Below are 22,184 nucleotides of genomic sequence, written 5' to 3'. Positions count from 1 at the left end.
AATTCTCCAAACATCGACTCATCAGGACTATGGGCGCAATGCTGCGTACCGGTCTGCGTGCGTACCTCTCTAACTAACTAAAGGAATTTCCCATGGCTATGGGCACCGTGAAGTGGTTCAACACCCAAAAGGGTTATGGTTTCATCCAGCCGGACGACGGCCAGAAGGACGTGTTCGTGCACATCAGCGCCGTCGAGCGCGCTGGCCTCTCTTCCCTCAATGAGGGTCAGAAGGTCTCGTTCGACATCGTCGCCGATCGTCGCAGCGGCAAGTCCTCGGCGGACAATCTCCGCGTCGGCTAACGCCCGCGCACGGCGCTTCTGACCACGGACGTACCGGCAGAAGCGCCTACCAACAAAGGCCCCGCGACCGGATTCGGTTCGCGGGGCTATTGTTTTGGGACACCGTCATTCCGGGGGCGCCCGCAGGGCGAGCCCGGAATGACGAGCTGAATTCAGCCCGTCTTCCTCAGCACCGAGACGAAGAACCCGTCCGTCCCGGTCCGCCGCGGCGTCATCAGCCACCCTTCCTCGGACTGCAGCGCGGCCTCGCCAAAGGCTTCCGCCTTGTCCCAGAGCACGCCTGCGGTCTGCTCCGGCGGCACGACAGCAAATTCGGGATGGCGGGCGACGAACGCCCTCACCTGCTCGCCGTTCTCCTCCGACAGCACCGAGCAGGTGATGTAGGCGATGCGGCCGCCCGGCTTCACCAGGGGAACCGCGCGCTCCAGCACTTCGGCCTGGTCGCGCAGGCGAATCTCCAGCGCGCCCGGCCGCATCCGCCATTTGGCGTCGGGGTTGCGGCGCCAGGTCCCGGTTCCCGTGCAGGGCGCGTCGATCACGACCAGGTCGGCCGAGGCGCGGATATCAGCCAGCGGATCCGCCTCGCCCTTGGGCGTGCGGACATCGGCATTGTGGACGCCGGCACGCGACAGGCGCTCGTGGATCGGCACGAGCTGGCGCTTGTCGCGGTCGGTGGCGATCAGCCGGCCCTTGCCCTGCATCAGCGCGGCGAGCGCCAGCGTCTTGCCGCCGGCGCCGGCGCAGAGGTCGATCACCTGCTCGCCGGGTTTTGCCGCTGTGAATTGGGCTGCAAGCTGCGATCCCTCATCCTGCACTTCAATTCCGCCCTTGATGAAATCCTCCTCCGCCTGGACGCCGGGGTTGCGGGCATCGGCCGGAAGCTCGATGCGAAGGCCGGTCGCGGACCATTGCGTCGGTTTCGCATGAAGATGAGCAAGCGCGCGCAGCACCTTGTCCCGATTGGATTTTAGCGTGTTCACGCGCAAATCGAGCGGGGCCCGGCTCGCCATCGCCGCGGCTTCACTGACGCGGTCCTCCCCGAACACCTTTGCAAGATGCGGATCGAGCCATTCGGGATAGTCGCCGGCGATTGCGGCCGGGGCATCAGCGAGGGAGCGCGAGGCGAGCGCGGCCTGCTCGGCCTCCGTGAGCGGCGCAGGCGCAAACCGGCTGCCGTCGCACAGCGCGGCCATGGTGGGCATGTCCATGTTGCGCTCGAGGCGCAGCATGCCGATCAGGCGCGCCCGCGCGGTGTCGGCGTCCATCAGATGCGCGCTCGAGGCGTAGCGGCGCAGCACGTCCCAGACGAGGCCGGCGATGGCGGCACGGTCGCCGGAACCGGCGAAGCGGTGCGCGGTGCCCCACTCCTTCAGCGCCTTGGCCGCGGGCACGCGGTCCTTCTCAATGGTGTCGATCACTTCGATGGCTGCGGACAGCCGGGCAGCGGGCGTCATGTCAGTGCCTTCAGACGAGAATTTTCTGTGTTGCGCATGATGCGCCTCCGCAAGCCGTCAGATCAGCAGGAGCAGCTTCAGCGCGAAGTAGATCCACATCGCGAGCAGCACCAGCACGCTGGCGAGCCAGACCGTCGAGCGCCGGCCGAGATCGTTCGAGGAGACGAAGACGCCGGCATGGGCAAAGCGCGTCACCACGAACACCCAGGACATCAGCACGATGAAGAGATCGGCCCGGCGCAGCGGCAAGGCCAGCGCGATCAGGACGTAGAACAAAACCGGCAGCTCGAACTGGTTGCGGTAGCAATTGGCGATCTGTGTGGCGCCCTTGGGCCAGTTCGGCTCGCCCAGCGCAATGTCGCGGATCTTGGTCTCGCCCGAGACCAGCGTCTTGCGGCGCGCCAGCACCATGCCGATCAACAGCGCGAAGGTGAGAGCGACCTGCACGAAGACCGGCAGCAGGACCATTTGAACGGACATCGGAACTTTCCCGCGAGGCGAATTGCCGCCGACCGTCATTAGCCGCGACTTTTGGCCCTGACAATGAACGACTTGAACCGGCGTTCCCGATCTGGCGACCAAACGTCGATAATCAAAGCGATTTTGGTCCCTCCGGGGACCGAGACGAGACCGTCATGAACATCCTCTCGAGCCTTTTCGCCCAATCCGCCGACGGCCGGCATGGCCTCCTGTTGTCGGCGCTGGCGGGCATCGCCGCCGCGCTCGCGGTGGCGCTGGCGATGACGGTCTATTTCCGCCTGAGCTACCGGACCTGGCGTGACGTTGCCAGGCATGGCCTGGCCACGCTGGCTGCGATCGTCCTGTTCGCCTTCGCCGCCTACGACATGCGCCATGCCGCGCTGGCCTATCTTGGCCTCAACCCGTCCAAGCCGGCGGTCGAGTTCGAGATTCGCATGCCCAGGGAGATGCTGACGGGGGTGACCGACAGCCAGATCGAACTGCACACCGATCGCAACCAGACGCTGGCGCTGGTCGATGGCGTGCGCGACCTCGCCGACGGCCGCGCGCTGCTGCGAGGCGCGGTGGCGCTCAACCACCGCACCGCGGACCGCGTGCTCGTGGTGAACCTGCCGGGCAAGGGCACGTTCGAATTCCGCCTCCGTCTGCCTGCCGAGCCACATCGCAGCGAGCAATTCGGCCCATGGCACCTCGCCGACCGCATCGCCTCGCCGCTGGCCGGCCCCGTCGCTCCGCAGGACGGCTACACGATCCGCTACCGCGTGCTTTAAACTTTGTTCGGTCGCGGATGATGCGTTCGCCGTCATCGTTCCGACGTTTGGCCCGGCCTATGATCGGGCCATGTCCGAATTTCGCCTGACGCAGATTTCCGACAGCCATCTCGGCCGGCGCTTCCCCGGCCTGATTGCCAACTTCGAGACGGTCAGCGACCATATCGACGCTGACAGGCCCGATCTCGTCATCAATACCGGCGACGTCTCCTTCGATGGCCCCACCAGCCGCGACGACGTCGCATTCGCCAAGAGCCTGCACGACGCCCTGCCCGTCGCCTGCCGCTACCTGCCCGGCAATCACGACATCGGCGACAATCCGACCGCGATCGGGCCTGCGCCGAAGCCCCCGGTCAGCGAGGCGCACCGCCGGCAATTCTGCGACATCATGGGCGAAGATCATTGGTCGTTCGAGGCCGCCGGCTGGTGCTTCATCGGCTTGAACTCGCTGGTGATGAATTCGAAGCTCGGCTTCGAGGCCGAGCAGTTCGACTGGCTGTCCCGAGAGATCGCGCGCACCAATGGCAGGCCAGTCGCGCTGTTCCTGCACAAGCCGGTGTTCCTCAACCTGCCTGACGACCCAGAGGCGCCGGAGACCTCGATCCGCTACGTGCCCCAGCCGGCGCGGGCCCGGCTGATCGAGATGTTCGCGCATGTGGACCTGCGCCTGATCGCGAGCGGCCACGTGCACCAGCGGCGCGACTTCACTCATCGCCACACCCGGCACGTCTGGGCGCCGTCGACCGGCTTCGTGATCAACGACTCTCGACAGGACCGCATCGCGATCAAGGAGACCGGCTTCGTCGAGTACCGCTTCCAGCCGAACAGCGTCGAGGTCCGCCACATGAAAGCCGCGGGCCAGCGCGATATCGACGTCGAAGAGATCCTCGCCCAGATGGGCGAGCACTGACCTACGCGACGCTCTTCAGATCCTGCTGGATCGCGGCGAGCAAGGATTGCAGCGCAGCGCTGTTCACCGGCTTGCCCGCCCTCTCATCATCATCGGCAACGAGCTGCCTGCCAGGCGGCCCGGCCTTGACCGGACGCTTCGGGAACGGCGGCGGAGGCGTCGGCATCGCGGGTCGGGCAAAATCGCCCTCCTCCTCGTCGTGAACGAACTTGCCGTGAATGACGTCGTCGTGGCGACCCATGACGAACATCGCCACCCAATATCCGGCGGCCAGCAGAATGACGCAGAAAACACTGATCTCTAACATCGCTACACCTAAAATATGCGCGATGATTCAATGCCTTCGACTTGGCGTCAATGAACCGGCGGTCACACTTGCGGGTTTTGCGGGCAAGTGTGGCCGTTCGGCTACTCTTTGTTAACCATCGATGCCCGGCGTGTGACGCCGGCGCAACAACGATGGCGCTCCAGGCCCTGAGGAGACGCTTCCGGCCTGACAGCTAAGCCTTGTCCGGCCCCACCCGCACCAACTGCTTGCCGAAATTGGCGCCCTTCAAAAGGCCCATGAAGGCGCCGGGAGCGCTATCCAGGCCCTCCGTGACGAACTCCTTGTACTTGACCTTGCCCTCGCGGACCCAGGCCGACATGTCCCGCAGGAAGTCGCCATGGCGGGCGGCGAAGTCGGACACGATGAAGCCGCGGAAGGTCAGCCGCTTGGTCAGGGTCGCGCGCATCATGGAGGCGGCCCATTTCGGCGGCTTAGCCTCGGTGTCGTTGTAATGGGCGATCAGGCCGCAGACCGGCACGCGCGCGAACGGATTGAGCAGCGGGAAGACTGCCTCGAACACGGCGCCGCCGACATTCTCGAAATAGACGTCGATGCCCTTCGGGCAGGCGAACTTCAGCTTGGCCGGAAAATCGGTCTCGCGGTGATCGAGACACTCGTCGAAGCCGAGCTCCTTCACCACGTAGTCGCACTTGTCCTTGCCGCCGGCGATGCCGACCGCGCGAGCGCCCTTGATCTTCGCGATCTGCCCGACCGCCGAGCCGACCGCGCCGGAGGCGCCGGCGACGACGACGGTCTCGCCTTGTTGCGGCTTGCCGATGTCGAGCAGGCCCGTATAGGCGGTCATGCCGGGCATGCCGAGCACGCCGATGGACGTCGAGATCGGCCCGAGCTTCGGATCGACCTTGATCAGTCCCTTGCCGTTGGAGATCGCATGCGTCTGCCAGCCGGAGCGGATGCGGACGATGTCGCCCTTGGCGAAATCAGGATTGTTGGACGCCGCGACCTCGCTGACCGCCTCGCCTTCCATGACGCCGCCGATCGGCACCGGTGCGGCGTAGGACGGACCATCGCTCATGCGCCCGCGCATATAGGGATCGAGCGAGAGCCAGATCGTGCGCAGCAACACCTCGCCTGCCGCAGGCGTCGGCACCGCGAATTCCTCGATGCGGAAATCGGACGGCTTTGGCTCGCCGACGGGACGCGCGGCGAGAACGATGCGTTTGGCTTGGGACATGGCTTCCTCCTGATTTTACTTCGGCGCGAACGGAAGCGGAGGCAGCGAGGCGCGTCAATACAAAAGCGATGGAGCGGTTGGACGCAGAGGCGCACGCGCTGCAACGTGAAACGTTGCTGCGCAGATCCGGGACCCGGAAAGCAAAATGGCAACATTCGGAGACATAGGCCCGTCTCTGCAGCGCATCACCGAAGTGGTGCTGCGCTGCGTCCGGGGCACGAGAGCGGAGTTGAATCCGCGACCGAGGACTAACCCCCGCCCGGATAGTTCGGGGCCTCGCGCGTGATCGTGACGTCGTGAACGTGGCTTTCGCGCAGGCCGGCGCCGGTGATGCGGACGAACTGCGCCTTCTGGTGCAGCTCCTTCATGTCGCGCGCACCGACATAGCCCATCGCGGCGCGCAAGCCGCCGGCGAGCTGGTGCATGACGTTGCCGACCGGGCCCTTGTACGGCACCTGGCCTTCGATGCCCTCAGGCACGAGCTTGAGCGTGTCCTTGATGTCCTGCTGGAAGTAGCGATCGGCAGAGCCGCGCGCCATCGCGCCGACCGAGCCCATGCCGCGATAGGCCTTGTAGGAGCGGCCCTGCCACAAGAACACTTCGCCGGGCGTCTCGTCGGTGCCGGCGAGCAGCGAACCGACCATGGCGATGTCGGCGCCGGCGGCGAGCGCCTTGGCGAGATCGCCGGAGAATTTGATGCCGCCGTCGGCGATGACGGGGATGTCGGACTTCTTCGCAGCTTCCACCGCATCCATGATCGCGGTGAGCTGCGGAACGCCGACGCCGGCGACGATGCGTGTGGTGCAGATCGAGCCCGGGCCGATGCCGACCTTGATGCAGTCCGCGCCGGAATCGATCAGCGCCTGCGCGCCTTCGGTGGTGGCGACGTTGCCGGCAACGACCTGCACCGAGTTGGACAGACGCTTGATGCGGTTCACGGCGTGCAGCACGTGACGAGAGTGGCCGTGCGCGGTGTCGACGACGACGAGATCGACGCCGGCATCGATCAGACGCTCGGTGCGCTCGAAGCCGCTGTCGCCGACGGTGGTGGCGGCGGCGACGCGCAGGCGGCCCTGCGCGTCCTTGCAGGCGAGCGGATGGGCGACCGCCTTCTCCATGTCCTTGACGGTGATGAGGCCGACGCAGCGATATTGCTCGTCGACCACGAGCAGCTTCTCGATGCGATGCTGGTGCAGCATCCGCCGCGCCTCGTCCTGGCTGACGTTCTCGCGCACCGTGACGAGACCTTCATGCGTCATCAGCTCGGAGACTTTTTGCCGGCGGTCGGTGGCAAAGCGCACGTCGCGGTTGGTGAGGATGCCGACCAGCTTGCCCGGCGTGGATTTGCCGGCGCCGGTGACGACGGGAATGCCGGAGATGCCGTGATCGCTCATCAGCTTGAGCGCATCGTCCAGCGTCGCATCCGGGCTGATGGTGAGCGGGTTCACCACCATGCCCGACTCGTAGCGCTTGACCTGCCGCACCTGGGCGGCCTGCCCTTCGGGGTCGAAATTGCGGTGGATGACGCCGAGGCCGCCGGCCTGCGCCATGGCGATCGCCATGCGCGCCTCGGTGACGGTGTCCATGGCGGAAGCCATGATCGGGATGTTGAGCGGAATGGCGCGGGTGACGCGGGAGCGGATGTCGACCTCGCCCGGCATGACGTCCGAGAGGCCCGGCTTCAACAGCACGTCGTCGAACGTGAAGGCTTCGCGAATGCCTTGAAGTTGCACCGTGGCCATCTGCCAACTCCTTCCTGCGGCCCTGCCGCAAATGCTTATGGATGAGCGCCGCCCTCGGCGTACCTTGCGGCAACGCCGGAGAATCGGAGCCCATCGGTGGGGTTGACGCGGGTCGATAGCACGGCTGCGTGACGAATCAAAGCAATTCGGACTGCCGACCAGCCATGCACAGGCTTTTTACGTCAATTCGGCGGGGATGGCCGGTGCACGACCCCATCCCCGTCATTCCGGGGCGCGACGAAGTCGCGAGCCCGGAATCCATCCCGCAGCAAGCCCGGCGGCCGATGGATTGCGGGCTCGCGCCAAGAGGCGCGCCCCGGAATGACGAGGAAGAGAGTCGCACCGTCGTCACGCAGGATTTAGGTGCCATGCGTCGATCCGCAATGGTCCCCGCCGGACGGCGGTGATAAGCCGCAACTCCGCCCTTCCTTTCCGATTTTCATTACCAATCCGTCATGGTCGACAAGCAACGCGTCATCCCGCTGATCGTGGCCACTGCTCTCTTCATGGAGAACATGGACTCCACGGTGATCGCCACCTCGCTGCCGGCGATCGCGGCCGACATCGGCACGAGCCCGCTGACGCTGAAGCTCGCGATCACCTCCTACCTCTTGTCGCTCGCGGTGTTCATCCCGGCGAGCGGATGGACCGCCGACCGGTTCGGCGCGCGCATGGTGTTCGCGATCGCGGTCGGCGTGTTCATGGTCGGCTCGGTCGGCTGCGCGCTCTCGACCTCGGTGACCGATTTCGTGTTCGCGCGCATCCTGCAGGGCATGGGCGGGGCGATGATGACGCCGGTCGGGCGGCTCGTGCTGCTGCGCTCGGTCGACAAGAGCGCGCTGGTCAATGCGATGGCCTGGGTGACGGTCCCTGCCCTGATCGGCCCCGTGATCGGGCCGCCGCTCGGCGGCTTCATCACGACCTACGCCTCCTGGCACTGGATCTTCCTGATCAACATCCCGATCGGGCTGCTCGGCATCTTCATGGCGTTGAAGTTCATCGATCCCATCAAGAGCGAGACGCAGGAGCCGTTCGATCTCTACGGCATGGTGCTCGCGGGCATCGGGCTTGCCGGCATCGCGTTCGGCCTGTCGGTCGCCGGGCTCAATTTGCTGCCCTGGAGCACGGTTGCGGCCCTGGTCGTGGGCGGCGCGATCTCAATGACTCTGTATGTCCTGCACGCGCGTAAGACCGGATCGCCGGTGCTGGACTTCTCGCTCCTGAAGCTGCCGACGCTGCGCGCGGCGATCTACGGCGGCTTCCTGTTCCGGCTCGGCATCGGCGCGCTGCCCTTCCTGCTGCCGCTGTTGATGCAGATCGGCTTCGGCCTGTCGCCGTTCCATTCCGGCCTCGTCACCTTCGCGTCCTCGCTCGGCGCCATGGGCATGAAGACGCTGGCCGCGCGCCTCATCCGCACCTTCGGCTTCCGCAATCTGATGACCGTGAACGCGATCGTCAGCGCGTTCTTCCTGGGCGTCTGTGCGCTGTTCACCGTGACGACGCCGCTGCTCATCATCATGGTCATCCTGGTGGTCGGCGGCTTCTTCCGTTCGCTCGAGTTCACCGCGATCAACACGGTGGCCTATGCCGACGTCGAGACCGCGCAGATGAGCCGTGCCACCACGCTCGTCAGCGTCAACCAGCAACTCGCAGTCTCCGCCGGCGTCGCGGTCGGCGCGGCCTGCGTCGAGACGACGATGTGGTTCAGCCATGTCAGCGAGCTCAACGCCGCCGTGTTCATGCCGGCCTTCGTCGTGGTGGGCCTGACCTCGGCGGCCTCGAGCTGGTTCTTCTGGCAGATGCCGGCCGACGCCGGCCACGAGATCTCCGGCCGCAAGGCCGTGGAAATCGCCAGCCGCAAGGGCGCCGGCAAGGGCGCGGAGAAGGCGGCCGTCAAGGCGGCGAGCGAGGACACACAGAACGTGCGGGATCAAAGGCTGGGATAGGCCATTGCTCGCGTTTGCGGGCGACGCAGACGTTCCCTGCGTTGGGATCGCGCGGATCAAATCACCCAACGCGGCAATATTTAATTTGCTCCCATTTAAATCAAGCACATTAAATGTGATTAGACATTAATTCAACTTTTGATTTAATGACGCCACCTGCGGAAAATTCGCAGCGATTGACTTCTTTGGCGGCGGAAACCCAACGGGAAGAGCGATGCAGACCGGCGGCGACAGGCCCGGTGGCGCTCCGACGCGCGGAATTCGTGGAGCGGCAGCGCGCGAACCGATTGTTCGGTTGCAATCGCGCTTTGTGGGATTGAATGCCGGCGCCGCGTTTTGTTGACCTCGCTATCCGATCCCCCAGGGAGAAAAACATGGCGTATACCATTCAAACAAAAAGCCAGGTCGCTCAACAATCGGTCGGAATCGACGGAACTCTCGCAGATTTTTCAACCTTTGACTGGCTCTCCCTCTTGGACCCGGTCAACAGTTTGATCATCGGCAGCAGACACGACGATGTCCTGAGCGCGCGTGCCGAAGGCGACATTGTGTTGGGACTTGCCGGCAACGATCACTTGGACAGCGCATTCAACCGGACAGCATTGATCGGCGGCAGCGGCGACGACACTTTGACAACCAATATCATCGTCGCGCTTCAGGGCGATGCGCCCTTGCATGGACTTGCGATTCAGTTCGGTGGAACAGGCAACGACGACCTCAATGCGACCGTCACTCTCCAAGGTGGGATCACGCCTCAGAGCCCGGAGCAGGTCGCGGATGTGCTGCTCAATGGCGGCACGGGGAACGACACTATCAGCGCCACGGCAAATGTGGCGCTTCCTGTGCTCGGAGATGTAACGGTAAGGACCGATGTGATCGGCGGAAGCGGCAACGATACCATCAACGCCGTTGCCGATGGTCGCAACGCCTTCGGAAACAGTATCGCCTTGAACATCATCGACGGCGGTTCGGGCAATGACCACGTCACCGCTCATGCTGAAACGGAATTCTCTGCGCTCCACGGCACAGCCAGCAACGTGCTCTTCGGTGGAACCGGCAACGATGAATTGAATGCAAACGCCGAGGGCGTATCCAATCAAACCGATTTGGTCACCAATGAGCTGCACGGTGGCCGGGGCAACGACGTCCTGCACGCCCTCAACCTGACCGACTCCAATGCCGGAACTCCGGTAGGTATCAACCAGCTCTGGGGCGATGACGGTGACGACACTCTCGAGGCGTCTCATTCGACCGATGGAGAGAACGCCGTCACGGATGTCACGAATTATCTGGATGGCGGGAGCGGCAATGACAGTCTGATCGCGAACTCCACCGCGCTTGGCGGGTTTGTTCACGCACTCAATCAGCTCGAGGGAGGCACTGGACGAGACAATCTCACGGCGCATCTCGACGCTGTAGCTCACGGTGGATTTGGTCCGGCGCAAGCTCTATACGATGTCGCGAACGTTCTGAATGGCGGCGCTGGAGATGACCAGCTCACTGCGTTTCTTTCGGCAACTCCTGATCCTGCGGTTACAGACAATTCTACTGCCGAGAACCGCCTGAATGGCGGCGCTGGAAACGATGTCCTGACCGCAACCGTTGCGCCAGGTTCGCTCGGATCGAGCTTCCTCACTGGCGGTACCGGCAATGACCAACTCACAGTGTTCGGTGGGTCGGGAAATGTCCTCAATGGAGGCGATGGCAACGATACCCTCGTGAGCGGCATCGGGAACGACGGCATGTTTGGCGGATACGGCGCGGATACGTTCGTCTTTGCCGCCCAGAACGGGCATGACACGGCCGATTTCCAAGAGGGGCGCGATAAAATCGACCTCACGGCCTTGGGAGCGAATGACATCCACGCCCTTGACGATTTGAGCATCGAGGTCACCGCGGGAGACACCATCATTCACTTCGATGCAAATAACGACCTCACGATCGCAGGAATTGTAAACCTGAGCGCGAATGATTTTCTGTTCGCCTAGCCATCTGATCGAGAGGATACGTACGGCTCGTGCCCGGGAGCGCCCCGAAATCCCGTCGCCAGCACGTAGCGCTCGGACGAATCCTGCCGGCTCGCCGCGGGCTTGACGTGACGCACCGTCGCAAAGTCGCGCTTGAGCTGGGCGAGCAGTTCGGCATCGGCGCCGCTCTGGAAGGTCTTTGCTAGGAACGTGCCGCCGGGCTTGAGCACGTCGCAAGCAAAGGCCGCGGCGGTCTCGACCAGGCCGACGATGCGAAGCTGATCGGTCTTGCGGTGGCCGGTGGTGTTGGCGGCCATGTCGGACATCACGACGTCGGCGCCGCCGCCCAGCATCGCGGTGAGCTTCCCGGGGGCGTCGTTGTCCATGAAGTCGAGCTGGGCGAAATCGACGCCGGGAATCTCCGGCATTTCCAACAGATCGATCGCGACGACCTTGCCCTTGCCTTCGGTGGAGCCGACGCGCTTGGCCGCGATCTGGCTCCAGCCGCCGGGCGCCGCGCCAAGATCGACCACGGCCATGCCCGATTTCAGCAGACGAAACTTGTCGTCGATCTCCAGGAGCTTGAACGCCGCGCGCGAGCGATAGCCCGCCGCCTTGGCTTTCGCGACATAGGGATCGTTGAGCTGCCGCTCCAGCCACAGCTTCGACGACAATTTGCGCTTGCCGCCGGTCTTGACCTGAACGTGCAAGCGGCCGGTGGTGTCCTTGGCCATCTCACCAGCTCCTGAGCGCGCCGTCCTCGCGCATCATCTCGACCAGCATGCCCTCGCGCAAGCCGCGGTCGGCGACGCGCAGCCGCGGCAGCGGGAAAGCATGCCTGATGGCGTCGAGGATGGCGCAGCCGGCCAGCACGAGATCGGCGCGTTCGACGCTGATGCAGTTGTTGCCGGCGCGTTCCTCGTAGCTCATGCCGAGCAGCTTGTTGATGGTCGCGGTGACGTCGGCATCGTTCATCCAGATGCTGTCGATGCGGCGGCGGTCGTAGCGCGCCAGATTGAGATGGATGCCGGCGAGCGTGGTCACCGTGCCCGACGTGCCCAGCAGATGCATGTCCGCGAGGTCGCGGCCGTGTTCCGCCGCAAATGGCGCGACGTGATTGGCGACCTCGCGCTCCATTGCGGCATAGATCTCCGGCGTGACGTCGCGGCCGCCGAACTGCTCGGCAAGCGTGACGACGCCGAAGGGGATCGACATCCAGGCCCGGATCCGCGGCTCCGGGTTTTCCCGGTCGCGTTCGATCCGCACCAGCTCGGTCGAGCCGCCGCCGATGTCGAACAGGATCGCACCACGGCCTCTGGGGTCGACCAGCGGCGAGCAGCCGAGCACGGCAAGCGCCGCCTCGGTCTCGCGGTCGATCACCTCGAGCTCGATGCCGGTCTCGGCCGCGACACGGCTGCGGAAACCTTCCGCGTTCGAGGCCGCGCGGCAGGCTTCGGTCGCAATCAGCCGCAGCCGCCGCGCCTTCCGCAGATTGATCTTGTCGCGGCAGATGCTCAGCGCCGCGATGGCACGCTCGATCGCGGCGTCGCTGATGCAGCCCGTGGCCGAAACGCCCTCGCCGAGCCGGATGATGCGCGAGAAGGAATCGACCACGCGAAAGCCGTCCTGGGTCGGACAGGCAATCAGCAGCCGGCAATTGTTGGTGCCGAGGTCCAGCGCCGCATAGACGCCGGTTCCCCCCGCCTGTGCGGGGACGGAAGGTTCGGTGGCCAACGCCACCGCCGCCATCGACCCCTCCAGCTCACCGTGCAGCCCATGGCCGTCGCGGAGCCGCGTGTGGTCATTCATACAAACTGTCTTTCCGCGGCCCGACGGGCCGGTCTGGAATTGCTTTTTCGCCTGAAACATTAGCAGCGCTTCAGGCCTGCGCAACAACGCATCACATAGGACCATGCCCATTCGTGCGTTGTCGTGAACGGGGTGGTGGGTTATCTGAGGAAGTCCGGTCCCCCGCTGCCGCAAAAATGCGCAAATGCCGGCTTTTCAGGTCAATTCCATGCAAGAACACACCAAATCGTCCGCGCTCGAAAACGCTATTGCACTGCAAAAGTATGGTGTCGGGCAACCCGTCCGCCGCAAGGAGGACGACACGCTGGTGCGCGGCAAGGGCCGCTATACCGACGATTTCAACCTGCCCGGCCAGGCCTACGCCGTGGTCGTCCGTTCCACCCACGCCCATGGCGTCATCCGCGGCATCGGCATCGATGCCGCCAAGGCGATGCCGGGTGTGCTGGGCGTGTGGACCGGCAAGGACCTCGATGCCGCCGGCTATGGGCCCTTCACCTGCGGCCTGCCGCTGAAGAGCCGCGACGGCTCGCCCCTGCTCCAGACCAACCGTCAGCCGCTGGCGACCGACAAGGTACGCTTCGTCGGCGATCCCGTCGCCTTCGTGGTGGCCGAGACACTGGCGCAGGCGCGCGATGCGGCCGAGGCGGTCGAGCTCGACGTCGAGCAGCTGCCGGCGGTGACCGACCCCGAGGAAGCCGCCAAGCCCGGCGCACCGCAGCTCTACGACCACATCCCCGATAACGTCGCGCTCGACTACCATTACGGCGACATGGACAAGGTGAATGCCGCGTTTGCCAGCGCCGCCCATGTCACCAAGATCGACATCGAGAACACCCGCGTCGCCGTGGTCTCGATGGAGCCGCGCGTCGGCCTTGCCTCCTACGACAAGACGGCCGAGCGCTACACGCTTCAGGTCCCGACGCAAGGCGTGGCCGGCAACCGCGCCAATCTCGCCAAGAACCTGAAGGTGCCGAACGAGAAGGTGCGCATCCTCACCGCCAATGTCGGCGGCTCCTTCGGCATGAAGAACATCAACTATCCCGAATACATGTGCATCCTGTATGCGGCGAAAGCGCTGGGCCGTCCCGTGAAGTGGCTCGACGAGCGCTCCACCAGCTTCCTCTCCGACAGCCACGGCCGTGCGCAGAAGATCCACGCCGAGCTGGCGCTCGATGCCGAGGGGCATTTCCTCGCCGCCAAGCTCGAAGGCTACGGCAATCTCGGCGCCTACATCACCGGCGTTGCGCCCGGTCCGCTCTCGCTCAACACCGGCAAGAATTTCGCCAGCGTCTATCGCACGCCGCTAATGGGCGTCGACATCAAGGTGGTGCTGACCAACACCACGCTGATGGGCGCCTATCGCGGTGCCGGCCGGCCCGAGGCCAACTACTACATGGAGCGGCTGATCGACCGCGCCGCCGACGAGATGGGCATCAACCGGCTCATCCTGCGCAAGCGCAATTTCATCAAGCCGAACCAGATCCCGTTTGCGGCCTCCTCCGGCGTCACCTATGACAGCGGCGACTTCCAGGCCGTGTTCAACAAGGCGCTGGAAATCTCCGACCACGAGAACTTCGCCAAGCGCAAGAAGGAGAGCAAGAAGGCCGGCAAGCTGCGCGGCATCGCAGTCGGCTCCTATCTCGAGGTCACCGCGCCGCCGAGCCCCGAGCTCGGCAAGATCGTGTTCGATGCCGATGGCTCCGTGCAGCTGATCACCGGCACGCTCGATTACGGCCAGGGCCATGCGACGCCGTTCGCGCAGGTGCTGTGCGAGCAACTCGGCGTTCCCTTCGAGAGCGTGAAGCTCGTGCAGGGCGACAGCGACATCGTGCACACCGGCAACGGCACCGGCGGCTCGCGCTCGATCACCGCGAGCGGCCAGGCCATCGTAGGGGCAGCCAAGCTCGTCATCGAAAAGGGCAAGCGCGCCGCGGCGCACATGCTCGAGGCGTCCGAGGCCGACATCGAATTCGAAGGCGGCAGCTTCACGATCGCCGGCACCGATCGCAGCATCGACATCATGGAGCTCGCCAGGAAGCTGCATGACGGCAAGGTGCCGGAGGGCGTGCCCGACTCGCTCGACGTCGACCACACCAGCGAACCGGTCGCCTCGGCGTTCCCGAACGGCTGCCACGTCGCCGAGGTCGAGATCGATCCGGAGACCGGCGTGGTGCAGATCGTGCGCTACAGCGCGGTCAACGATTTCGGCACGGTGATCAACCCGCTGCTGGTCGAAGGCCAGCTCCATGGCGGCGTCGTCCAGGGCATCGGCCAGGCGCTGATGGAGCATATCCGCTACGACGACAGCGGCCAGCCGATCACGGGCTCGCTGATGGACTACGCCCTGCCCCGCGCCGGGGACGTGCCGAACATGACGGTCGGCGATCACCCCGTGCCGGCCACCACCAATCCGCTCGGCAGCAAGGGCTGCGGCGAAGCCGGCTGCGCCGGCAGCCTGTCGACGGTGGTGAACGCGGTGCTCGACGCGCTCTCCGACCATGGCATCAAGCACATCGACATGCCGCTGACCTCGGAGCGGGTGTGGCGCGCGATCCAGGACGCGAAGACAAAGGCGGCGTAGTTGTTGTTCACCTCTCCCCGCTCGCGGGGAGAGGTGAAGTCAAGCCGCCGCCTGCTCGCGCGGCTGGTAGATCGCGGTGTGCTGGCAATGCGCCAGCGGCGTCGTGCCGTTGGCGACGACGAGCGCGTCGAGCTCGACGAAGCGGTGGCCTTTCTTCTCGTAGTTCGCGGTGACTTTCGCCCGCGCGGTGATCTCGTCCCCGGCGCGCGCGGCCGACAGCAGTTGCATGCGGCTGCCGACATGGATCCACGGGCCCAGGATGGTGTTGTCGACGAGGACGCGGTTCATGACACGCTGGATCAGGCCGGGATGGCCGAGACCTTCGCGCGCAAAGATCGGATCGGCCTCCCTGACATCCGTGAGGTAATCGGCCGCATCCTGTCCCGCCCAACGGCGCGGCGTCGTCCCGAGCCACTTGCCGGTCTCGAACGTTGCAGGGCTGACGGGCTTGCGCTCGGCCGCGACGGGCACCGCCACATAGTCGCTCAACGACACTGCGGGCGCCGCTGCCGGCAGCGCGGCCGTGCCCGTGGCGCACAGCTCGGCGCGGCTGAACACCTCGATCGTGAGCAGCTCATTGTGCTCCGTCGCGTCGACATCGGCGGTCTCGCCATCATAGACCGGCTTGATGAAGCGGGCCTCGACCAGCCCGCGGCTGAGGAAATCGCGGCCCCAGCGGGCAATCGGCACGTGCATCATGTAGGCGAAGACGTCGACGCCCGGGACCAGTCCGCCGGAAAAGCCGAAGCGGCGTGCCACCGTGTCGTCATGCATCTTGTTCTCGGATTGCTTGGCGGTGTTGTAGGCCGCGACGCGGTAGGTTTCGAGCCGGTTCGGCATGGCGGGCGTTCCCTGGAATTCTTGTTGGTTCGAGGCCGATCGTAGGGCCCCGGGAACATCGGTCAATCCCCTCGCCTTTGCGGCCCGGATGGGGTACCACGCGGCGAATGAATGACACCCCGACCCGCATCTATGTCGATGCCGACGCCTGCCCGGTGAAGGACGAGATCTACCGCGTCGCGCTCCGGCACGGCGTGCCCGTGAGCGTCGTTGCCGGCAATTTCATTCGCGTGCCCCACGATCCGCTGATCGAGCGCATCGCGGCCGGAGCCGGCATGGACGCTGCCGACGACTGGATCGCCGAGCGCGCCAAGCCAGGTGACGTCGTCGTGACATCGGACATTCCGCTGGCGAGCCGCTGCGTCAAGGCCGGCGCGGACGTGATCGCGCCGAACGGGAAGCCGTTCACGGAAGAATCGATCGGGATGACGCTGGCGGTGCGCAACCTGATGACGGATCTGCGCTCGGCCGGCGAAGTCACCGGCGGCCCGCGCTCATTCGCGCCACGCGACCGCTCCGCTTTCCTGTCGGCGCTCGACCAGACGCTGCGCCGGATCCAGCGCCGCCGTGCCGACCAGGCCGCAACAAGTCAAGGCTGAGCATGGCGCCGCCGCTGATCCAACTGAAAGACATCAGGCTGACCTTTGGCGGCACGCCGCTGCTGTCGGGCGTCGAGCTCAACGTCGCACCCTCCGAGCGGGTCTGCCTGATCGGCCGCAACGGCTCGGGCAAATCGACGCTGCTGAAGATTGCGGCCGGCCTCGTCGAGCCCGACGGCGGCACACGCTTCGTGCAGCCCGGCGCCACCGTTCGCTACCTGCCGCAGGAGCCGGATTTCGGCGATCACAAGACGACGCTCGCCTATGTCGAGGCGGGGCTCGCGCCCGGCGACGATCCGTACCAGGCGCGCTACCTGGTGGAACAGCTCGGCCTCACCGGCAACGAGAATCCGGCCAACGTGTCCGGCGGCGAGGCCCGTCGTGCCGCGCTCGCCCGCGTGCTGGCGCCCTCGCCTGACATATTGCTGCTGGACGAGCCGACTAACCATCTCGATCTCTCCACCATCGAGTGGCTCGAAAAGGAGCTCGACAGCCGCCGCAGCGCGCTCGTGCTGATCAGCCACGACCGCCGCTTCCTCACCAATCTGTCGCGTTCGACCGCATGGCTCGATCGCGGCCGGATCAAGCAGATCGACCGCGGCTTTGCCTCGTTCGAGAGCTGGCGCGACGAAGTGCTGGCCGAGGAAGAGCGCGACCAGCACAAGCTTGACCGCAAGATCGTCGATGAGGAGCACTGGTTGCGCCACGGCGTGTCCGGCCGCCGCAAGCGCAACGTCAAGCGGCTCGCCAATCTGCATGCGCTGCGCGACCAGCGCCGCAATTATCGTGGCACCGCCGGCAGCGCCAGTCTCGCGGCCGCCGAAGCCGAGCAATCCGGCAAGCTGGTGATCGAGGCAAAAGGCCTCACGAAAGCCTATGGCGAGCGCAGGATCGTCGAGACTTTCTCGACCCGGATCCAGCGCGGCGACCGGCTCGGCATCATCGGTCCCAATGGCGCCGGCAAGACCACGCTGGTCAATCTGCTCACGGGCGGCGCGCAGCCCGACTCCGGTACCGTCCGGCTCGGGGCCAATCTGGAGATCGCGACCCTCGACCAGCACCGTGAAAGCCTCGATCCCAAATCGACGCTGGCCGAAGCCCTGACCGGCGGCCGTGGCGACCAGATCATGGTCGGCGGCAAGCCGAAGCATGTCGTCGGCTACATGAAGGACTTCCTGTTTGCGCAGGAGCAGCGCGGCACGCCGGTGGAAGTGCTGTCGGGCGGTGAGCGTGGCCGGCTGATGCTGGCACGTGCGCTGGCGAAACCCTCGAACCTTCTGGTGCTGGACGAGCCGACCAACGACCTCGATCTCGAAACCCTCGACGTGCTCGAGGAGATGCTCGGCGACTACGAGGGCACGGTCATCCTGATCAGCCACGACCGCGACTTCCTCGACCGCGTCGTCACCTCCGTGATCGCACCTGAGGGCAACGGCAAATGGATCGAGTATGCCGGCGGCTATAGCGACATGCTGGCACAGCGCGGCGCCGACCTGACACGCGAGACGGCGAAGGCACAACCTGTTGCGGAGAAGAAAGAGGAACGAGCCGCGGCGTCCGCGTCCGCGCCGAAGCGCAAACTGAGTTTCAACGAAAAGCACGCGCTGGAAACGCTGCCGAAGAAGATGGAAGGCTTGCAGGCCGACATTGCAAAGCTGCAACGCGTGCTTGATGATCCCAACCTCTATACCAAGGATCGCAAGAAATTCGACGACACGTCAGCCGCCATCGCCAAGGCGCATGAAGAGCTGTCGGCGTCCGAAGAGCGATGGCTCGAACTTGAAATGCTTCGCGAAGAAATAGAGCAGGCTTAACCCATGACAACTCCCCTCGCCGCCAAGATTGCCCGCGAATACGGCACGCCCTGCGCCGTCATCGACATGGACAGGGTTGAGCGCAACATCGCGCGGATCCAGAAGGCCTGCGACGACGCCGGCGTCGCCAGCCGCCCCCACATCAAGACCCACAAGAACCCGACCATCGCGAAGATGCAGGTCGCGGCGGGGGCGAAAGGCATCACCTGCCAGAAGCTCGGTGAAGCCGAGATCATGGCCAATGCCGGCATCGACGACATCCTGATCAGCTACAATCTGCTCGGCGAAGAGAAGATGGCGCGCCTCGGCGCGTTGCAGGCGAAGGCCAACATGACGGTCGCCGCGGACAATTCGACCGTCATTGCAGGTCTGCCCAAGTCCGCCGCCGCATCGGGCCGTCCGCTTTCGGTCGTGGTCGAATGCGACACTGGGCGCAAGCGCGCCGGTGTCGAGACGCCGGCCGAGGCGATTGCGCTGGCCCGCGAGATCGCCGCATCGAAGGGACTGCAATTCGCGGGTTTCATGATGTACCCGACCGAAACCGGCTGGGCCGACGCGCAGAAGTTTTATGACGAAGCACTGGCCGGCGTGCGCGCGCACGGGCTGGATGCAAAGATCGTCTCGACCGGCGGCACGCCGAACCTGAAGAATCTCGGGAAGCTCAAGGGCGGCACCGAGCATCGCTTCGGCACCTACATCTACAACGACCGCATGCAGGTCGCGGCCGGCGTCGCCGGTTGGGACGACTGCGCGCTGCACATCTATTCGACGGTGGTGAGCCGCGCCGCGCCCGAGCGCGGCATCCTCGACGCCGGCTCGAAGACGTTGACGACGGACACCGGCGGGCTCGACGGCCACGGCCTGATCCTCGAGCATCCCGAAGCCAAGATCGCGCGTTTCGCGGAAGAGCACGGCTTCCTCGACCTCTCCCGCAGCAACACGCGCCCCAATGTCGGCGACGTCGTCCGCATCGTGCCGAACCATGTCTGCGTCGTCGTCAACATGATGGACGAGGTGGTGATGGTGCGCGGCGAGGAGATCATCGGCACGCTGCCGGTCGCGGCGCGGGGCAAGCTGCGCTGAGTGTGCACTGCCGTAGGGTGGGCAAAGCGAAGCGTGCCCACCACTTCTCGTCGCAATTGCGGAAAGATGGTGGGCACGGCGCTTCGCACCTTTGCCCCCCTACGACTTCTCCAACCACTGCAACACGCCCCTGCCCGCCGCCGCCCCCGTCGCAAACGAGGCCTGCAGCAGATAGCCGCCGGTGGGCGCTTCCCAGTCCAGCATTTCGCCGGCGGCGAATATGCCGGGCAGCTTGCGCAGCATGAAGCGCTCGTCGAGCTCGTCGAGGGCGATCCCACCCGCCGTCGAGATCGCGCGCCCGATTGAGGCGACGCCGGTGAGCTGAACCGGAACGGCGTTGATCAGATGCGCAAGCTCGGCCGGCGAGAAGGACGCCAGCGGCCGGCCGGAGGCGATGGCGACCTCCTGCATCAGGCCGATGCCGACCGGCGATAGCTGCGCCGCCTTGCGCAAGAAATTCGCGAGCGACTGCTTCCCGCGCGTGCCCGACAGGCGCGTGATGAGTGCGGCCGTGTCGAGATCAGGCCGCAATGCGATCCTCAATGTGGCCTGCCCGAGATCAAGCACCGCTTCACGCAGCTCGGCCGACAGCGCATAGATCGCGCCGCCCTCGATGCCGTTGCGTGTGATCATCGCTTCGCCCCGCACCGTGTGCGCCCCGACCGTCAGAGCTACGCCCTTGAGCGGTTGGCCCTCGAAGCGATCGCGGAACACATCGGACCATGCGACCGTGAAACCGGAATTCGCAGGCCGCAATTCTGAGACAGCAATGCCTCTCGCGGCGAAAGTATCGACCCAACCGCCGTCCGAGCCCAGCCGCGGCCAGCTTGCGCCACCGAGCGCCAGCACCGTCGCGCGGGCGGCGACGATGGCAAGCGCGCCATCGGGCGTTTGAAATTGAAGCCGCCCCTCCGCGTCCCAGCCGGTCCAGCGATGGCGAAAGGCGAAGCGCACACCGACAGCATCGAGCCGCCGCAGCCACGCACGCAGCAAGGGTGAGGCCTTGAACGCCTTCGGAAACACCCGGCCGCTGGTGCCGACGAAGGTCGGCTCGCCCAGCGCCTCGCTCCAGGCACGCAGCGCATCCGGCGAAAACGCGTCGATGGCGGCCTTCAAGTTCGGCGCCGCCTCGCGATAGCGCGCCATGAACTGCGCGAGCGGTTCGCTGTGGGTGAGATTGAGCCCGCCGCGCCCCGCCATCAGGAACTTGCGGCCGGCGGAGGGCATCGCGTCGTAGACGGTGACGCGGGCGCCGCCTCGCGCCAGCACCTCCGCCGCCATCAGCCCGGCGGGACCGGCACCGATGACGGCGATGGATGTCAGAGTTTTATCCCCGCCCGCGCTGCGGCCTGGGCCACATATTTCTGCGTCTGCTCAAACGCCCCGGTCAGCGCCTTGGCCTTCGACATGTCGCTGATCTCGGCGAAATGCGCGGCCACCGCGTCCGGCGTCCAGTCGGATTCCGGCAGGTTGATGCCTTCGCTCTCAACGATCTTGATCACGGCGAAGGAGCCGGCGCCGGCGCCCATGATGGTGCGGGTCGGCGCGTCCTCACTGAGCATGTACTCGACTGCCGGCGTGATCGCGTTCGGCTTCATCAGTTGCAGAGCCTGCGGCGGCAGCAGCTCTTCGGTCATGCGAGTTGCCGCCGTCGGCGAGATGATGTTGACGCGGATGTTGTTCTTGCGGCCCTCCTCGGCCAGCACGTTCATCAGGCCGACCATGCCGGATTTTGCCGCGCCGTAATTGGCCTGGCCGAAATTGCCGTAGAGGCCGGAGGACGAGGTGGTCAGCACGATGCGGCCGTAATTGCGGTCGCGCATGCCGGCCCAGGCCGCCTTGCAGCAATAGAAGGAGCCGACGAGATGCACGTCAAGCACCTTCTGGAAATCGGCGGCTTCCATCTTGCCGAACGATTTGTCGCGCAGGATGCCGGCATTGGCGCACATCAGGTCCACGCTGCCCCATTCCTTGGTGGCCCGCTCGACCATGGCCGTGACCTGCTCGAAATTCGAGACGTCGGCGCCGTCGGCCATCGCGGTGCCGCCGGCTTTACGGATCTCCTCGACGACGGCTTCCGCCGGCGACAGCGAGCCGCCGGTGCCGTCGCGCGCTCCGCCGAAATCGTTGACGACGACCTTGGCACCGCGGCTCGCCAGCCCCAGCGCGTGCGCCTTGCCGAGACCATTGCCCGCGCCGGTGACGATGGCGACGCGTCCGTCGAACCTGATTGCCATGAGTGCTTCCTTTCTTCCTTCTCCCCTTGTGGGAGAAGGTGGCGCGCAACGCGCGCCGGATGAGGGGTCTCTGTCCGCAGATGAACGTGTGGAGAGATACCCCTCACCCGGCTTCATCTCGCTCCGC

General features: G+C 65.4%; 19 protein-coding genes. 9 read left to right on the top strand and 10 right to left on the bottom strand.

What is annotated here, in order from left to right; genetic code table 11:
- Positions 1–92 precede the first annotated feature (92 nt).
- A complete protein-coding gene (locus tag HAP40_RS16710; protein WP_008141931.1) occupies positions 93–302 on the top strand; it encodes a cold-shock protein in 210 nt (69 codons plus the stop codon).
- 152 nt (positions 303–454) lie between these two features.
- Here the strand turns inward: HAP40_RS16710 and HAP40_RS16705 are convergent, their stop codons facing one another.
- Together HAP40_RS16705 and HAP40_RS16700 are read right to left on the bottom strand one after the other, a co-directional pair.
- Positions 455–1,756 (bottom strand): RsmB/NOP family class I SAM-dependent RNA methyltransferase, encoded by a 1,302-nt coding sequence (locus HAP40_RS16705; RefSeq protein WP_166816781.1) that lies wholly within the window; start codon positions 1,754–1,756, stop codon positions 455–457.
- 57 nt (positions 1,757–1,813) lie between these two features.
- Positions 1,814–2,236: an MAPEG family protein gene (locus tag HAP40_RS16700; RefSeq protein WP_166816782.1), complete on the bottom strand. Its 423-nt coding sequence runs from the start codon at positions 2,234–2,236 to the stop codon at positions 1,814–1,816.
- A gap of 155 nt (positions 2,237–2,391) precedes the next feature.
- Here HAP40_RS16700 and HAP40_RS16695 point away from each other — a divergent pair, with 155 nt between their 5' ends.
- Together HAP40_RS16695 and HAP40_RS16690 are read left to right on the top strand one after the other, a co-directional pair.
- Complete coding sequence (locus tag HAP40_RS16695) at positions 2,392–3,006, top strand: acriflavin resistance protein (RefSeq protein WP_166816783.1); 615 nt, start codon at positions 2,392–2,394, stop codon at positions 3,004–3,006.
- A gap of 70 nt (positions 3,007–3,076) precedes the next feature.
- Positions 3,077–3,916, top strand: a complete 840-nt coding sequence (locus HAP40_RS16690) for a metallophosphoesterase family protein (RefSeq protein ID WP_166816784.1) — start codon at positions 3,077–3,079, stop codon at positions 3,914–3,916.
- 1 nt (position 3,917) lies between these two features.
- On the opposite strand, the gene HAP40_RS16685 is transcribed toward HAP40_RS16690, so the two are convergent.
- From HAP40_RS16685 to guaB, 3 genes are all read right to left on the bottom strand, one after another.
- Complete coding sequence (locus tag HAP40_RS16685) at positions 3,918–4,223, bottom strand: hypothetical protein (RefSeq protein WP_166816785.1); 306 nt, start codon at positions 4,221–4,223, stop codon at positions 3,918–3,920.
- Between the two features lie 193 nt (positions 4,224–4,416).
- Positions 4,417–5,439, bottom strand: coding sequence for an NADP-dependent oxidoreductase (locus tag HAP40_RS16680; protein ID WP_166816786.1), 1,023 nt, complete (start codon positions 5,437–5,439; stop codon positions 4,417–4,419).
- A gap of 248 nt (positions 5,440–5,687) precedes the next feature.
- Complete coding sequence (guaB, locus tag HAP40_RS16675; RefSeq protein ID WP_166816787.1) at positions 5,688–7,181, bottom strand: IMP dehydrogenase; 1,494 nt, start codon at positions 7,179–7,181, stop codon at positions 5,688–5,690.
- 455 nt (positions 7,182–7,636) lie between these two features.
- On the opposite strand from guaB, the gene HAP40_RS16670 reads away from it, so the two are divergent.
- Positions 7,637–9,127, top strand: a complete 1,491-nt coding sequence (locus HAP40_RS16670; protein WP_166816788.1) for an MFS transporter — start codon at positions 7,637–7,639, stop codon at positions 9,125–9,127.
- Positions 9,128–9,501: 374 nt separating this feature from the next.
- Positions 9,502–11,115 carry a calcium-binding protein gene (locus tag HAP40_RS16665; protein ID WP_166816789.1) on the top strand — a complete coding sequence of 538 codons (1,614 nt, stop codon included), beginning with the start codon at positions 9,502–9,504 and terminating at the stop codon, positions 11,113–11,115.
- On the opposite strand, the gene HAP40_RS16660 is transcribed toward HAP40_RS16665, so the two are convergent.
- Together HAP40_RS16660 and HAP40_RS16655 are read right to left on the bottom strand one after the other, a co-directional pair.
- Complete coding sequence (locus tag HAP40_RS16660; protein ID WP_166816790.1) at positions 11,112–11,828, bottom strand: RlmE family RNA methyltransferase; 717 nt, start codon at positions 11,826–11,828, stop codon at positions 11,112–11,114. The two genes, HAP40_RS16665 and HAP40_RS16660, sit on opposite strands and share 4 nt — an antisense overlap.
- A 1-nt stretch (position 11,829) precedes the next feature.
- Entirely contained in the window at positions 11,830–12,903 is a 1,074-nt protein-coding gene (locus HAP40_RS16655; protein ID WP_166816791.1) for a Ppx/GppA phosphatase family protein, read from the bottom strand.
- A gap of 208 nt (positions 12,904–13,111) precedes the next feature.
- Here HAP40_RS16655 and HAP40_RS16650 point away from each other — a divergent pair, with 208 nt between their 5' ends.
- Positions 13,112–15,484, top strand: coding sequence for a xanthine dehydrogenase family protein molybdopterin-binding subunit (locus HAP40_RS16650; RefSeq protein WP_166816792.1), 2,373 nt, complete (start codon positions 13,112–13,114; stop codon positions 15,482–15,484).
- A gap of 39 nt (positions 15,485–15,523) precedes the next feature.
- On the opposite strand, the gene HAP40_RS16645 is transcribed toward HAP40_RS16650, so the two are convergent.
- Positions 15,524–16,324 (bottom strand): hypothetical protein, encoded by an 801-nt coding sequence (locus tag HAP40_RS16645; RefSeq protein WP_166816793.1) that lies wholly within the window; start codon positions 16,322–16,324, stop codon positions 15,524–15,526.
- 107 nt (positions 16,325–16,431) lie between these two features.
- Here HAP40_RS16645 and HAP40_RS16640 point away from each other — a divergent pair, with 107 nt between their 5' ends.
- The 3 genes from HAP40_RS16640 to HAP40_RS16630 are packed head-to-tail and all read left to right on the top strand — an operon-like array spanning position 16,432 to position 19,820.
- Positions 16,432–16,923 carry a YaiI/YqxD family protein gene (locus HAP40_RS16640; RefSeq protein WP_166816794.1) on the top strand — a complete coding sequence of 164 codons (492 nt, stop codon included), beginning with the start codon at positions 16,432–16,434 and terminating at the stop codon, positions 16,921–16,923.
- A 2-nt stretch (positions 16,924–16,925) separates the two neighbouring features.
- Positions 16,926–18,737, top strand: a complete 1,812-nt coding sequence (locus HAP40_RS16635) for an ABC-F family ATP-binding cassette domain-containing protein (RefSeq protein WP_166816795.1) — start codon at positions 16,926–16,928, stop codon at positions 18,735–18,737.
- A 3-nt stretch (positions 18,738–18,740) separates the two neighbouring features.
- Positions 18,741–19,820, top strand: a complete 1,080-nt coding sequence (locus HAP40_RS16630; protein ID WP_166816796.1) for a D-TA family PLP-dependent enzyme — start codon at positions 18,741–18,743, stop codon at positions 19,818–19,820.
- A gap of 99 nt (positions 19,821–19,919) precedes the next feature.
- On the opposite strand, the gene HAP40_RS16625 is transcribed toward HAP40_RS16630, so the two are convergent.
- Together HAP40_RS16625 and HAP40_RS16620 are read right to left on the bottom strand one after the other, a co-directional pair.
- Positions 19,920–21,101 (bottom strand): NAD(P)/FAD-dependent oxidoreductase, encoded by a 1,182-nt coding sequence (locus HAP40_RS16625; protein ID WP_246741086.1) that lies wholly within the window; start codon positions 21,099–21,101, stop codon positions 19,920–19,922.
- Positions 21,102–21,139: 38 nt separating this feature from the next.
- Positions 21,140–22,057 carry an SDR family NAD(P)-dependent oxidoreductase gene (locus tag HAP40_RS16620; RefSeq protein ID WP_166816797.1) on the bottom strand — a complete coding sequence of 306 codons (918 nt, stop codon included), beginning with the start codon at positions 22,055–22,057 and terminating at the stop codon, positions 21,140–21,142.
- Positions 22,058–22,184: the final 127 nt, after the last annotated feature.

The sequence above is a fragment of the Bradyrhizobium sp. 1(2017) genome, assembly GCF_011602485.2.
Taxonomy (GTDB): Bacteria; Pseudomonadota; Alphaproteobacteria; order Rhizobiales; family Xanthobacteraceae; genus Bradyrhizobium.
This window is presented reverse-complemented; position numbering and strand designations above follow the sequence as displayed.